Origin of the sequence: Clostridium cuniculi, from assembly GCF_004353185.1 — a bacterium.
GTDB lineage: Bacteria > Bacillota > Clostridia > Clostridiales > Clostridiaceae > Clostridium > Clostridium cuniculi.
On record NZ_SMUS01000057.1, the window covers coordinates 1 to 13,628 of the forward strand.

Sequence of the window (13,628 nt, forward strand, 5' to 3'; positions counted from 1 at the left end):
AAATATGCGGGTATCGTATATCGGTAATACTCCAGCCTTCCAAGCTGGAAAGGTGGGTTCGATTCCCACTACCCGCTCCATAAGCGTGTTTAGCTCAGCTGGATAGAGCAACGCCCTTCTAAGGCGTGGGCCAGGAGTTCGAATCTCTTAACACGCACCATTAATATGCATCATTAGCTCAGTTGGTAGAGCACCTGACTCTTAATCAGGGTGTCCCGGGTTCGATCCCCTGATGATGCACCATAAATTGAGGTGAACGTAGTTCAGTTGGTAGAGCGCCAGTTTGTGGCACTGGTTGTCGTGGGTTCGAGTCCCATCGTTCACCCCACTTAGGGATATCGCCAAGCGGTAAGGCACCACACTTTGACTGTGGTATTCGTAGGTTCGAATCCTGCTATCCCTGCCATTTATTCGGTTTACTAGCTCAGTCGGTAGAGCACTTGACTTTTAATCAAGGTGTCCGGGGTTCGATTCCCCGGTAAGCCACCAAAAAAATGCAGATGTGGCGAAATTGGCAGACGCACTAGACTTAGGATCTAGCGCCTTTGGCGTGGGGGTTCGACTCCCTTCATCTGCACCAAATTTGCGAAAGTGGCTCAATGGTAGAGCGCCACCTTGCCAAGGTGGATGTTGCGGGTTCGAGTCCCGTCTTTCGCTCCAAATATGCGGGTATCGTATATCGGTAATACTCCAGCCTTCCAAGCTGGAAAGGTGGGTTCGATTCCCACTACCCGCTCCATAAGCAAAAAGACAATCTTATAGATTGTCTTTTTTTATTGTTTTAAAATAATATATTTTTATTTTAAAGTAGTATATTTATTTTTATACATCCTTGGAGAATAACCGGTAAATTTTTTAAACATTTGACTAAAATAAGAAGAGTTAGAAAAGCCGACTATAGTAGAAATATCTCTTATTGTATAATTAGTTGTAGTTAGTAGATTTTTTGATTCTTCGATTCGTCTGTTTATTAAATAATTAATAGGTGAAATTCCCATTTGCTTAGTAAATAGATGAACTAAATGAAATTTATTTACATAGCTTAAATTAGATAAAATATCTAAAGTTATATTTTCTGAATAATGAGAGTCTATATAATTTTTAATCTTAACACATTCAATGTTAAGTTTTTCAGGATTATCAGCAATTAATAAAGTAGATTGAGCATTTCTAGAAATATAAATTATAAATAGAGTTAATATACTTTTACAAGCCAATTCGTAATTACTTTCTTTCTCTTCCACTTCATGTACTAAAGTATTTAAATAATATAAAATTACATTTTTATTATTATTAAAATTCATTATTTTGTAGTATGTTGGATTTGGAGTTTCACCATTTAATTGTGGTAAACTTTTATTTGCTAATGTCAAATTATTAATTCCAAATACTATATATTCTAATTGATCCATATAATTATAAGATGATTTTTCAGTATGTGGACAGTTAGGATTAATAATAATTAAATCACCTTCCTTAACAGCAACGTCAATATAATCAATTTCCATAATTCCATTACCGTGAGTTATAAAAAATATTTCAGTGAATGGATGGAAGTGAGAAGTGCTATGCCAATCTTCTCCATATTTTGATTTACTTATATAAAGCAGTTCAAAATCAATATTATAAATATTTTTTTCATTAACATTATACCTAGTATTACTCATAAAACACCCCTAAAAACACTTTTTCTCGATTATACCATTATAATACAATGATTAAACGTTTACTATAGTCTTTTTAGAGTATATTGCTTGATTAGCAAAATAACTAAAAAATAAAGCAACAATTTTGTTGTGTAAAAGATTACAGTTAGATAAAATATAATCATCAAATGTAATAAAAAGGTAAAAGGGGAGTGATTTAAGTGAGGAAAAATAGTAAGTCTAAAAAACTTTTTATAGGTTTATCTGTTATACCAGCAGTCATTTTATTTTTCATTTTTATGATAATACCAACTATAAATGTATTTTGGATGTCATTATTTAAATGGGGAGGATTAAGCAATAATAAGAAATTTGTGGGATTAAACAATTTCATTATATTGTTTAAGGATGAAAAATTTATAAAATCATTTCAAAACACATTATTCTTAATTGTGTTTGTAAGTATTGTAACATTAGTATTAGCTATCGCATTAGCAGCGATATTAATTAGAAAAGATATTAAGTTTAATAATTTTTTTAGAATAGTTTTTTACTTACCTAATATTCTTTCTGTAGTTGTTATATCAGCTATATTCTCAGCTATATTAGACCCAAATCAAGGTATTATAAATGCAACCTTAGCTTTGTTTAAATTAGAGAACTGGCAACGAATGTGGCTAGGAGATCCTAAAACAGTAGTATGGTGCATTGCTATTGCCATGATATGGCAAGCAGTAGGTTATTATATGGTTATGTATATGTCAGCTATGAGTAGTGTGCCTGAAAGTTTATATGAAGCAGCTGACTTAGAAGGAGCTTCGAAGATTCATCAATTCTTTAGTATAACTTTACCACTTGTATGGGGAACTGTTAGAACAACCTTAACCTTTTTTATAATAAGTTGTATTAATTTAAGTTTCTTATTTGTAAAAGTAATGACTAGTGGAGGACCAGATGGAGCTTCAGAATCTGCATTGGGATATATGTATAAGCAAGCTTATGGTAATTCCTCATATGGATATGGTATGGCTATAGGAGTTGTAATTTTCTTGTTCTCATTTGGACTATCTTTAATTATTAGTAAAATAACAGAAAGAGAAGTAATAGAGTATTAGGAGGTGTTAGATATGCAAAATGTTACTGAAAAACAAATTAATTATAAAGAATCTACTATTAAGAGAAATAAAAAGAAATCCTCTAGTAAATTAATGAAAGCATTTATATATTTATGCTTAATATTGTTTACGTTAAGCATATTGATACCTTTAGGATGGTCAATACTTGCTTCCTTTAAACATAAATCAGAATTTTATGGTAGCCCATGGGCATTACCAAAGGGATTTTATTTAGAAAATTTTACAAATGCATTTATTAAATCGCATATGGGAGAGTATTTTTTAAATTCGGTGTTTGTAACTGCTCTTGCATTGATAATTCTTTTAGTTATTGCTATACCAGCAGCTTATGTATTATCACGATTTAATTTTAAAAGTAAAAAAATAATAAATACATTATTTGCAGCGGGATTATTTATAAATGTTAATTACATTGTAGTTCCAATATTTTTATTAATACTTGATGCAGATAAAGCAATAAAACAAATATTTGCACTTCCTCTTGCTATGACGGTATTTTTAGATAATAAAATTGTACTAGCTTTAGTTTATGCTTCAACAGCATTGCCTTTTACAATTTATTTACTATCTAATTATTTACGTACATTGCCAAGAGCTTATGAAGAAGCAGCAACGATAGATGGATGTACTTATTTTCAAACACTAATTAAAGTAATAATTCCAATGGCTAAGCCAAGTATTATAACTGTAATATTATTTCAATTCTTAGCTTTTTGGAATGAATATATAATTGCATTAACATTACTTCCAAATTCATCAAAAACTTTACCAGTTGGATTATTGAATTTAATGCAAGTACAAAAAGCTGCAACAGACTATGGTGCTATGTATGCAGGATTAGTTATAGTAATGATTCCAACAATAATACTTTATATTTTAGTACAAAAACAATTAACAGAAGGAATGACAGTAGGCGGTATAAAAGAATAGGGGGAGAGAAAGATGAATAAAGGAAGAGTCACAATACCGACAGATGATAATTTTATCAAGGAAACTATGGAGATAGCAGAAAAATGGGGAGCAGATGGAATAAGAGATTGCGATGGGTTTAAGCTGCCTAAAGAAATAAAGGGTTTAGCAGAAAGAATATATTCCACTTACTTTGTTGCACGTGGAGATAATAAATGGGCAGAATCTAATAAAGAAGAATTACAACAAACATATTTAATGACTAGGCATCATGTTGCAAGTGAAGATAAATTAAGAATTAAAATAATGGATGGATATTTTAGTGAACAAGTTCAGCCTGATACTTATCATGATATAAAAACATGGTGGGAAGTAATAGATAGAACTACAAATAAGGTAGTAGATATAGACTTATGGAGTTATGACGAAAAATCTCAAGAGGTTATTATAGAAAAGGTTGATAAATGGCATGAATATACTGTAACATTTTTAGCTTATTGTATTTGGGATCCAACACAAATGTATAATCATATTACAAATAATTGGGGAGACAAGCCACATGAAATGCCATTTGATGCAAGAAAACCTAAAAGCAATAAATATATTTTTGAAGCCATGCATAGGTGGTTAGATGAACATCCAGAATCTAATATAGTAAGGTTTACAACGTTTTTCTATCATTTTACATTAATATTTAATGATTTAGCTAAAGAAAAATTTGTTGATTGGTTTGGATATAGTTCAAGTGTAAGTCCAGAAGCCTTAGAGGCTTTTAAAGAAGAAAAGGGTTATGCATTAAGACCAGAAGATATCGTTGATCAAGGATACTATAACTCATCATTTAGAGTACCATCTAGGGAATATCTAGACTATATAGACTTTCAACAAAGGTTTGTAGCAGAGAATGTTAAGAAGCTTGTTGATATAGTTCATGAAGATGGAAGAGAAGCAATGATGTTTTTAGGAGATAACTGGATAGGAACAGAACCTTACGGTAAATATTTTAGCAGTATAGGATTAGATGGAGTTGTTGGATCTGTTGGTGGAGGAGCAACACTTAGAATGATTTCAGATATTCCAGGAGTTAAATATACAGAAGGTAGATTTTTACCATATTTTTTCCCAGATACATTCTTTGAGGGAAATGATCCTTGTATAGAAGCAAAAGAAAATTGGATAACAGCAAGAAGGGCATTGATGAGAAAACCAGTAGATAGAATTGGTTATGGTGGATATTTATCATTGGCATATAAATTTCCTAAATTCGTTGAATATATTGAAAGTGTATGTAATGAGTTTAGAGAAATTTATGATAATATAGGTGGAAATAAACCATACTGTGGATTGAAAGTTGGAGTATTAAATTGTTGGGGAAAGCTTAGAACATGGCAAACTCATATGGTTGCTCATGCTTTATGGTATAAACAAATATACACTTATTTAGGTGTTATAGAATCTTTAAGTGGAATGAGTTTTGATGTAGAGTTTATAAGTTTTGATGATATTAAAGATAATGGTATTGCAAATGATATAGATGTAATTATTAATGCTGGTGATGCAGGGACTGCATTTAGTGGTGGAGAAAAGTGGTTAGATACAGAAATTATAACTACTATAAGAGAATGGATATATAATGGTGGAGGATTTGTTGGTGTGGGAGAACCATCAGCAGTTCTTTATGGAGGACATTTCTTCCAATTATCAGAAGCTTTAGGCGTAGATAAAGAATTAGGATTTTCATTAAGTACAGATAAATACTTTAATAGTGAATTAGATAAGCATTTTATTACAGCTGATGTAAGCGATGAAATAGATTTTGGAGAGGGACAAAAGAATGTATATGCTAAGAGTAAAGATACAGAAATTATTTGCTATAAAAATGGTGATCTATTAATGTCATCTAATGATTATGGAAAGGGAAGAGCTGTATATATAGCTGGATTGCCATACTCTATTGAAAATACACGTATACTTATGAGAAGTTGCTTCTATGCTGCTCATAAAGAAGATAAGATGAAAATATGGTATGCAGATAACTTAAATTGTGAGGTATCAGCATATTTAGAAAGTAATAAGTATGCAGTAATTAATAATTCACATGAAAAACAAGTTACATTTGTATATGATGGAAATGGAAATAAGACAAAAATTGAATTACAACCAGGAGAAATTAAGTGGAATAAAATTAGTTAGAGGTTAGCAGTTAGTAGTTAAGAGATAAATTAAAATAATAGTAAATTTATAAGAAATTTTATCCTTGACTACTAACTACCCAACTACCTATAGGGGTGATTTTATGGTTAAGAAGATAATTTATATTTTAGTATTTATTATATCAATGATATTAGTCATAAAAGGAAATACGATACATGGATATAATGGGCTTCTTATTATGTTTATAGGATTAGCCGGATTGCTTGCAGAGTTATATTCATATAATAAAAAATATCAGTAAAAGGGAGAGAAGATATATGAAACCAATATTATTAATAATGGCAGCAGGACTTGGGAGTAGATATGGTGGTTTAAAACAAATAGATAAAATTGGGCCAAATGGAGAGATATTATTAGAATTAGCTGTTCATGATGCCATAAAGGCAGGATTTGAAAAAATAGTTTTTATACTAAGGGAAGAAATTGAAGAAGAATTTAAAGAGCTTATAGGAAACAAGCTTGAGAAATATGCAGAAATAAGATATGCAATTCAAAAAATAGATAATTTACCACAAGGGTATACTGTTCCAACAGGTAGAACTAAGCCATGGGGAACTGGACAAGCTATATTATGTGCTAAAGATGTAGTTGATGCTCCATTTGTTGCAATAAATGCAGATGATTTTTATGGTCAAGAAGCTTTCAATAAAATATATAAATTCTTAACTACAAATAATGATGAAAATATGTATGGAATGATTGGATATAAATTATGTAATACACTTTCAGAAAATGGACATGTTGCAAGAGGTGTCTGTAAAGTAAGAGATGGGTACTTAGAAGAGGTTGTTGAAAGAACAAAAATAATAAAAAAAGGTGAATCAGCTTTTTATACTGAGGATGAGGTTAATTGGACTGAATTAGAATATAGTTCTCCAGTATCAATGAATATGTGGGCATTTAATACTAATATATTTGAGGCTCTTGAAGATCAATTTAAGACTTTTTTAGATATAGAGGCAATAAAAGATCCAAAGAAGAGCGAGTATTTTATACCTTCTGTTGTAAGTTCACTTCTAGCTAATAATAAAATAAAAGTAAAAGTTATGGAATCTAAAGATAAATGGTATGGAGTTACATATCAAGAGGATAAGTATATTGTAAGGGCAGCTATAGAGAATATGATAAAAGAGGGAATTTATCATGAAAATATATGGGAGGAAATAAAACCAAGATGCATAACGAATGTTTAAAAATTACAATAGAAGCTCTTGAAGCTATTAATTTTAATGGTGAAATTGTAAATGTTAAATCTTTTGGAAGTGGAATTATAAATGATACATTTTTAGTTATATGCAAAGATAATGAAAGTAAAGAAGAAAAGTATATTTTACAGAAGATTAATCATTCAATTTTTAAAAATGTTGAGAAATTAATGGAAAATTACTGTAACATATGTGATTACTTAAAAGAGGTAGTTAAAAGAAATCATGGAGATATAGATAGAGAAACCATAACGGTGATTCCTACTAAGGAAGGAAAAAGCTTTTTTAAAGATTCATTAGGCAATTATTGGAGAGCTATTAAGTTTATTTCTAATACTATAACTTATGATGTTTTAGAGTCAGCAAATGATTTTTATAAGGCTGGAAAAGCCTTTGGACAATTTCAAAATATGTTATCAGAATATAAAGCCGAGGATTTATATGAATCTATACCTAATTTTCATAATACAAGGGAGAGATTTAAAACATTCTTAAGTGCAGTTGAAAATAATAAAGCTAATAGATTAGATGAGGTAAGGGAGGAAGTAAATTTTATATTAGAAAGAAAAAATGATACTTCTATATTACTTGATATGTATGAAAGAGGAGAATTACCTTTAAGAGTTACTCATAATGATACTAAGATAAGTAATATTCTTATGGACGCGGAAACTAAAGAAGGAATATGTGTTATTGATTTAGATACAATAATGCCAGGTCTTTCATTATATGATTTTGGAGATGCAATAAGAAGTGGAGCAACCCATGCATTAGAAGATGAAAAGGATTTAAATAAGGTATATGTTGATTTAGAGTTTTTTGAAGCATTTACAAAAGGTTTTTTAGAAGGAACGAATTCTATTCTTACTGAAAATGAAATTGCAATGTTACCTATGGGAGCAAAAGTAATTACTTTAGAACAAGGAATTAGATTTTTAACGGACTATTTAGATGGTGATGTTTATTATAAAACGAGTTATGAAGAGCAAAATTTGGATAGAACAAGAACTCAACTTAAGCTTGTAAAAGATATGGAGTTAAAGTGGGATAAGTTAAAGTGTATTGTAGATAAATATGTATTAAATAATATAGTTGAGAGGTGAATTTTATGATTAAATTTGGAACTGGGGGATTTAGAGCAATAATAGGAGAAGACTTTACGAAGGATAATGTTCAACAATTAGCTAGAGCTGTTGCTAGAAAAATGAAGGATGAGAATGTTGAAAATAGAACTATGGTTCTTGGATATGATAGGAGATTCTTATCTAAGGAAGCCACAATGTGGATATCTGAAGTTTTAGCTTATGAGGGTATAAAGGTATTATTTATTCATAGAGGAGTACCAACACCTCTAATAATGTTTGAAGTTAAAAGATTAGGATTAGATTACGGTATGGCAATAACAGCAAGTCACAATCCAGCACTTTATAATGGTGTAAAATTATTTACTAAGGGTGGAAAAGATGCTGACGAAATAGTTACAAATGATGTAGAAAATTATATTAAAGAATTAGAAGGAGAGGCAATAAAATCTATAGATTTTGAAGAAGGTATTAATCAAGGATTAATAGAGTATGATAATCCTTTTAATGAATACATTGATTGTATCTTATCTCAAATAAATGTTGAAGCTATTAGAAATGCACATTTAAGGGTTGTTTTAGATCCAATGTATGGTGTGAGCCAAACTTCATTAAGAACTATACTTGCAACAGCTAGATGTGAATTAGATGTGATTAATGAACGTCATGATACTTTATTTGGTGGAAAATTACCTACTCCAAATGCAGCCAATTTAAGAGCATTACAAAATTATGTTATTGATAGAAAATATGATATTGGTATAGCAACTGATGGTGATGCAGATAGACTTGGAGTTATTGATAATAATGGAAGATTCCTTCATCCTAATGATATTTTAGTTTTATTATATTATTATCTATTAAAATATAAAGGATGGAGTGGGCCAGTAGTTAGAAACATTGCAACAACAGAACTTTTAGATAGGGTGGCTAAGAGTTTTGGAGAAGAATGTTATGAAGTTCCAGTTGGATTTAAGCATATATCATCTAAGATGATTGAAAGTGATGCAATAATAGGTGGAGAGTCTAGTGGAGGACTTACTGTTAAAGGTCATATTCAAGGAAAAGATGGGGTTTATGCAGCATCTCTTTTAGTTGAAATGATAGCAGTAACAGGAAAATCATTATCAGAAATATATGAAGATATATGTAATGAATATGGAAGACTATACATGACTGAAAGAGATTATAAAATGCCACAAAGAAAGAAAGAGGAATTAATTGACTTATTAATGGTTAAAAAGAAACCAATACAGTTTAATTATGAAGTTGAGAAAGTATCATATAGAGATGGATATAAAGTATACTTTAAACATGGAGGTTGGGTAATTGTTCGTTTCTCAGGTACAGAACCTGTATTAAGAGTATTTGCAGAAATGGATTCATTAGAAAAAGCTGAAGAAATAAGTAAAGTTGTTGAAAGTACATTAGGATTATAAATTATTATAAATTGTCTCAATCGCAATATAACTAAAAAAAAGAACAAAAATTTTATTGATACAACGTTTACACTTTTGTAAAATATAGGTATAAAGGTTAGGGGGAGTTTTTTATGAGATTTAAAAAATTATCATTTATATTAAGTGCTCTTATTGCAACTACGTTATTTGCTGGTTGTGGCAATTCATCATCTACAGATTCAGCAAAAGAATCAAGTACAACTGTAAATACAGACTCAGGAGAAGAAAAAGTTTTAAGAATTGCAGCTTTAGAAGGTGGTCGTGGAGTAGCCCATTGGGAAAAGCTAGTTGAGAATTTTGAAGAAAGCCATGAAGGTGTAAAAGTTGAGTTAACTACGGCCTCTAATTTAGAAGAAGTAATTAGACCACAAATTCAAGGGGGAAACATTCCAGATTTAATATATTTAGCTACTGGTAGACCAGAAGCTTTAACAGAAACTTTTATAAATGAACAAGCTCTACATGATTTAACTAATGTTATGAACATGACTGTTCCGGGTGAGAGTGTTAAAGTAAAAGATAAAATATTAGATGGATTCTTAGATACTTCATCTACATCTCCATATGGAGATGGTAAAACATATTTAGCACCATTATTCTATAGCCCTACAGGATTATTCTACAATAAAGGATTATTTGAAGAGAAAGGATATGATGTTCCAAAAACTTGGGATGAGTTCTTTGCGTTAGGTGATAAAGCAAAGGCTGATGGAATATATTTATTTGCTTATCCAACAGCAGGATATTTTGACTCTGCTATGCCCGCTATGTTAGCAGCATCAGGTGGAATTGAAGGCTTTAATAAAGCAATGAATTATGAAGAAGGATTCTGGACTTCAGAGGAAGCTACTAGAGTATTAGAAACATTTGAAAAGCTTAAAGATTATACTGAACCTTCAGTTGTAGCAAATGCTAATGGAGATAATTATAAGAAAAATCAACAATTAATTTTAGATAATAAAGCATTGTTCTTACCAAATGGAGATTGGTTACCAGGTGAAATGGCAGATGCTCCAAGAGCTGATGGATTTGAATGGGGATTTACAGCATATCCAGCTTATGAAGAAGGTGGAGATATGTATTCTTATAACTTCTTTGAACAAATGTATATTCCGGCAGAAGCTTCTAATATAGAATTAGCAGAGGAATTTATGGCTTATCTTTATAGTGATGAAGCTGTAGGAATAATTGCAGAGTTAGGAAAATCAGTTGTTCCTGTAGAGGGTGCTATAGAAATAGCTAGCCAATATTTGGATGATTTACAAATTGAGATGTTAAGTGTTTATGAAAATGGTGCTAAACCAGTTATGGGTGGATTTGCTGCTACTGAGCCAATAGAAGGTCTAGTTTGGAATGATTCTTATATCTTAATAATAGATTCTATAATGAATGGAACTAAGACTGTTGAAGATTGGCAAAATGCATTAGTTAGTGCATCAGATAGATTAAGAGAAGATATAATTAAATAAGAATATTTAAAGAGGCATTTTATATTAAATGCCTCTTTATTTCTATAAATAAAATGTATTATTTTAGGTATAAGTATTAATAATATATTTAAATACTATTAATTACATATAGAAAGAAGAAGGAAAGTATGAAGTTTATAAATAATATTTTTAAATTAATCATAATATCATTAATCATAATATTAAATGTTAATGTGAATACATATGGGAATGAGCGAGAGGTAAAAATGATAGGACATAGAGGAGCTAGTGCTTTAGAACCTGAAAATACAATACCGTCTTTTAAAAGAGCAGCTAGTGTGGGTGCTTGGGGAGTTGAGGCAGATATATATGTATTAAAGGATGGAAATATTGTTGTATTTCATGATGCTGATGTTGAAAGAATGACAAATGGTGTGGGGGAAATTAAAAGTATGAATTTAGTAGAAGTAAAAGCGCTTAATATAGATAGTGGGAATAATATTTGCAACTATAATAATTTAAAAATACCAACCTTAGATGAATATTTGAGTTGTTGTGTTGAAAATAAATTAACACCAATTATTGAATTTAAGGTAGTTAATGTGGAAAAAGTTAAAGAAATTGTTGATAAGATAAAGAAATATGGACTTGAGGACAATGCTATAATAATATCTACTTCACATGAGTGGATAAAGTATATTAGAGAGTATAGTGATAAAATTCATTTTCAATATTTAAGTGATATAACTAGAGAAAATATTAATTTGTTAAAAAAATACGGAAATTATGGAATAGATATTAAAGTGGATAAGGTGACAAAAGATAAGGTTGATTTAGCACATTTAAATGGTGCAAAAGTTAATGTATGGACTGTAAATAATAAAGAGGATATAAAGAAGCTAACTGATATGGGAGTAGATATGATTACTAGTGATTTAGGATTTTAAAAAATATATAATTTATATGTATAAGAAAATATGTTCTGGTCAAGAATTAAGATAGTTAATTCTTGGAGGTGTAAATATGAATAAAGTTACTTTGGTAGGTAATGTAGTTAATGATTTAGAGTTGAAGGATTATAAGAATGATGAAAAAGAAGGAAAATATGTTAGATTTACTTTAGCAGTAAATGAGTATAATGTTAAAAGAAATGAAAAAATAGCAACCTTTGTAGAGATAGTAGCATTTGATAAAAAAGCTATAATATTAGCTCATAATGTTGGTAAGGGAAGTAGATTAGCAGTTGAAGGAAAGCTTAGAACTAGTAATTATATTAGTGAAACAGGGGAAAAGAAATATAAGGTTGATATAATTTTAAGTGAGTTCACTTTTATAGATAGCAAGAAGAAGGTTGTTAATGAAGGAATTAATGAAGAGGTACCATTTTAAAAGACATATATATTTGTGAAATGTAAAATATACTTTCGCATATTAGAAATGACTAATTAATACAATTATAATATATCAATTAGTCATTTTTTTTGATCCTTATTATAGATTTATATTTCAATAAAATATTATATAAAGGGATTATCTCGCTAATTTTAGTGAGATAATCCCTTTTTGGTGCACCCAGAGGGATTCGAACCCCCGACGCCTGGATTCGAAGTCCAGCACTCTATCCAACTGAGCTATGAATGCAAAGATATATAAATTATTATAATATTAAAAAAATTAAATTACTAGATGTTGATAAACTACTTTTCTATATTTAATATTTCAGCAATATAGAATTCATTAGGAGAATTTATAATAAGTTTATATTCTATATTATATGTGTAAAAATAGATTTCTTTAGGGGGATCCTATACCTACTTTATTATTTAACAGATTACTTTTTATTATAGTTACAATTAAAAACCTTTCTATAATATAATTATAATTTTTCTATGTTCAATTTTAGGTTTAATAAGTTTTATTCATTTATAAGTTAATTAGTTAGGTATACTTATATATTAAATTAGATAGTTAATAATAATATCTTTTAATATGAAATTAGTATATATATATATCAATTGGATATGAAAAATATGTAAGAAAATAGTTATGAAAATTTACAAAAAAAGATAAAATAATATGAAAAACACCATACTCTTTACCAAGCGTATCAATAATAGGAAAAAAGAGAAATATATCGAAAAAGCAAAGAAGATAATGAATAATTTTATTTTATAATACTTATAATATATTTAAAATAAGAATGCTATGATAGAATAGTCATTGTTCTTGAGGGAAACAGTTACTAACTGAAACAAGTCAAAAAACTTGAAAAAATAAGTTAAAAAAACTGTTGACACGAAAGTGACAAAGTGATAAGATAAGGAAGTCGCTTGGGTGCGACAGATAAATGATCTTTGAAAATTGAACAGAATATAGTTAAAGTAAACCAGCAATTCTTTTGAGAGTCTTAAAACAAAGACTCAAAGTAATTTGAGCAAATGATTAAACTTTTTAGTGAGAGTTTGATCCTGGCTCAGGACGAACGCTGGCGGCGTGCCTAACACATGCAAGTCGAGCGAGTGGAGTTCTTCGGAACAAAGCTAGCG

The 13,628-nt window shown here is 29.7% G+C and carries 11 protein-coding genes, 10 tRNA genes and 1 rRNA gene; 20 read left to right on the plus strand and 2 right to left on the minus strand.

From position 1 onward, the window contains the following. The first annotated feature begins 6 nt into the window (after positions 1 to 6). From EJJ37_RS18385 to EJJ37_RS18425, 9 genes are all read left to right on the plus strand, one after another. A tRNA-Gly gene (locus EJJ37_RS18385) sits at positions 7 to 80 on the plus strand. Positions 81 to 83: 3 nt separating this feature from the next. Next, positions 84 to 160: transfer RNA gene (locus EJJ37_RS18390), tRNA-Arg, on the plus strand. 7 nt (positions 161 to 167) lie between these two features. Next, positions 168 to 243, plus strand: a tRNA-Lys gene (locus EJJ37_RS18395). A gap of 9 nt (positions 244 to 252) precedes the next feature. Next, positions 253 to 328, plus strand: a tRNA-His gene (locus EJJ37_RS18400). Between the two features lie 3 nt (positions 329 to 331). Further along, positions 332 to 406: transfer RNA gene (locus tag EJJ37_RS18405), tRNA-Gln, on the plus strand. A 7-nt stretch (positions 407 to 413) separates the two neighbouring features. Beyond that, positions 414 to 489, plus strand: a tRNA-Lys gene (locus tag EJJ37_RS18410). A gap of 7 nt (positions 490 to 496) precedes the next feature. Continuing rightward, positions 497 to 580: transfer RNA gene (locus EJJ37_RS18415), tRNA-Leu, on the plus strand. Between the two features lie 5 nt (positions 581 to 585). After that, positions 586 to 660, plus strand: a tRNA-Gly gene (locus tag EJJ37_RS18420). Positions 661 to 665: 5 nt separating this feature from the next. After that, a tRNA-Gly gene (locus EJJ37_RS18425) sits at positions 666 to 739 on the plus strand. A gap of 58 nt (positions 740 to 797) precedes the next feature. Here EJJ37_RS18425 and EJJ37_RS18430 read toward each other — a convergent pair. Then, positions 798 to 1,667 (minus strand): AraC family transcriptional regulator, encoded by an 870-nt coding sequence (locus tag EJJ37_RS18430; RefSeq protein ID WP_133016923.1) that lies wholly within the window; start codon positions 1,665 to 1,667, stop codon positions 798 to 800. Positions 1,668 to 1,867: 200 nt separating this feature from the next. On the opposite strand from EJJ37_RS18430, the gene EJJ37_RS18435 reads away from it, so the two are divergent. The 10 genes from EJJ37_RS18435 (at position 1,868) to EJJ37_RS18475 (ending at position 12,471) form a co-directional block, all read left to right on the plus strand. Next, entirely contained in the window at positions 1,868 to 2,761 is an 894-nt protein-coding gene (locus tag EJJ37_RS18435; RefSeq protein ID WP_243124920.1) for a carbohydrate ABC transporter permease, read from the plus strand. A 12-nt stretch (positions 2,762 to 2,773) separates the two neighbouring features. Further along, complete coding sequence (locus EJJ37_RS18440; protein ID WP_133016924.1) at positions 2,774 to 3,712, plus strand: carbohydrate ABC transporter permease; 939 nt, start codon at positions 2,774 to 2,776, stop codon at positions 3,710 to 3,712. Between the two features lie 12 nt (positions 3,713 to 3,724). Continuing rightward, positions 3,725 to 5,884 carry a 1,3-beta-galactosyl-N-acetylhexosamine phosphorylase gene (gnpA, locus tag EJJ37_RS18445; protein WP_133016925.1) on the plus strand — a complete coding sequence of 720 codons (2,160 nt, stop codon included), beginning with the start codon at positions 3,725 to 3,727 and terminating at the stop codon, positions 5,882 to 5,884. 103 nt (positions 5,885 to 5,987) lie between these two features. Beyond that, positions 5,988 to 6,146, plus strand: coding sequence for a DUF6903 family protein (locus EJJ37_RS20470; RefSeq protein ID WP_166484828.1), 159 nt, complete (start codon positions 5,988 to 5,990; stop codon positions 6,144 to 6,146). A gap of 16 nt (positions 6,147 to 6,162) precedes the next feature. Continuing rightward, positions 6,163 to 7,098 carry a sugar phosphate nucleotidyltransferase gene (locus tag EJJ37_RS18450; RefSeq protein WP_133016926.1) on the plus strand — a complete coding sequence of 312 codons (936 nt, stop codon included), beginning with the start codon at positions 6,163 to 6,165 and terminating at the stop codon, positions 7,096 to 7,098. Continuing rightward, on the plus strand, positions 7,080 to 8,213 hold the full coding sequence (locus EJJ37_RS18455; RefSeq protein ID WP_133016927.1) for a phosphotransferase enzyme family protein: 1,134 nt from the start codon (positions 7,080 to 7,082) through the stop codon (positions 8,211 to 8,213). Before EJJ37_RS18450 ends, EJJ37_RS18455 begins: the two co-directional genes overlap by 19 nt. A 5-nt stretch (positions 8,214 to 8,218) precedes the next feature. Continuing rightward, positions 8,219 to 9,631: a phosphoglucomutase/phosphomannomutase family protein gene (locus tag EJJ37_RS18460; RefSeq protein WP_133016928.1), complete on the plus strand. Its 1,413-nt coding sequence runs from the start codon at positions 8,219 to 8,221 to the stop codon at positions 9,629 to 9,631. A gap of 113 nt (positions 9,632 to 9,744) precedes the next feature. Then, on the plus strand, positions 9,745 to 11,121 hold the full coding sequence (locus tag EJJ37_RS18465) for a carbohydrate ABC transporter substrate-binding protein (protein ID WP_133016929.1): 1,377 nt from the start codon (positions 9,745 to 9,747) through the stop codon (positions 11,119 to 11,121). A 227-nt stretch (positions 11,122 to 11,348) separates the two neighbouring features. Further along, a complete protein-coding gene (locus EJJ37_RS18470; protein WP_166484829.1) occupies positions 11,349 to 12,029 on the plus strand; it encodes a glycerophosphodiester phosphodiesterase in 681 nt (226 codons plus the stop codon). A 76-nt stretch (positions 12,030 to 12,105) separates the two neighbouring features. After that, positions 12,106 to 12,471 (plus strand): single-stranded DNA-binding protein, encoded by a 366-nt coding sequence (locus tag EJJ37_RS18475; RefSeq protein WP_133016931.1) that lies wholly within the window; start codon positions 12,106 to 12,108, stop codon positions 12,469 to 12,471. Between the two features lie 175 nt (positions 12,472 to 12,646). Here the strand turns inward: EJJ37_RS18475 and EJJ37_RS18480 are convergent. Beyond that, positions 12,647 to 12,723: transfer RNA gene (locus EJJ37_RS18480), tRNA-Arg, on the minus strand. An 809-nt stretch (positions 12,724 to 13,532) separates the two neighbouring features. Between EJJ37_RS18480 and EJJ37_RS18485 the strand changes: the two genes are divergently transcribed. Further along, positions 13,533 to 13,628, plus strand: a 16S ribosomal RNA gene (locus EJJ37_RS18485); the annotation flags it as partial.

What these genes read in the sequence shown, in the direction of transcription:
- EJJ37_RS18470 (WP_166484829.1), top strand. Translation starts at nt 11,349, where the DNA reads ATGATAGGACATAGAGGAGCTAGTGCTTTAGAACCTGAAAATACAATA.
- EJJ37_RS18465 (WP_133016929.1), top strand. Translation starts at nt 9,745, where the DNA reads ATGAGATTTAAAAAATTATCATTTATATTAAGTGCTCTTATTGCAACT.
- EJJ37_RS18475 (WP_133016931.1), top strand. Translation starts at nt 12,106, where the DNA reads ATGAATAAAGTTACTTTGGTAGGTAATGTAGTTAATGATTTAGAGTTG.
- gnpA (WP_133016925.1), top strand. Translation starts at nt 3,725, where the DNA reads ATGAATAAAGGAAGAGTCACAATACCGACAGATGATAATTTTATCAAG.
- EJJ37_RS18450 (WP_133016926.1), top strand. Translation starts at nt 6,163, where the DNA reads ATGAAACCAATATTATTAATAATGGCAGCAGGACTTGGGAGTAGATAT.
- EJJ37_RS18460 (WP_133016928.1), top strand. Translation starts at nt 8,219, where the DNA reads ATGATTAAATTTGGAACTGGGGGATTTAGAGCAATAATAGGAGAAGAC.
- EJJ37_RS18440 (WP_133016924.1), top strand. Translation starts at nt 2,774, where the DNA reads ATGCAAAATGTTACTGAAAAACAAATTAATTATAAAGAATCTACTATT.
- EJJ37_RS20470 (WP_166484828.1), top strand. Translation starts at nt 5,988, where the DNA reads ATGGTTAAGAAGATAATTTATATTTTAGTATTTATTATATCAATGATA.
- EJJ37_RS18455 (WP_133016927.1), top strand. Translation starts at nt 7,080, where the DNA reads ATGCATAACGAATGTTTAAAAATTACAATAGAAGCTCTTGAAGCTATT.
- EJJ37_RS18430 (WP_133016923.1), bottom strand. Translation starts at nt 1,667, where the DNA reads ATGAGTAATACTAGGTATAATGTTAATGAAAAAAATATTTATAATATT.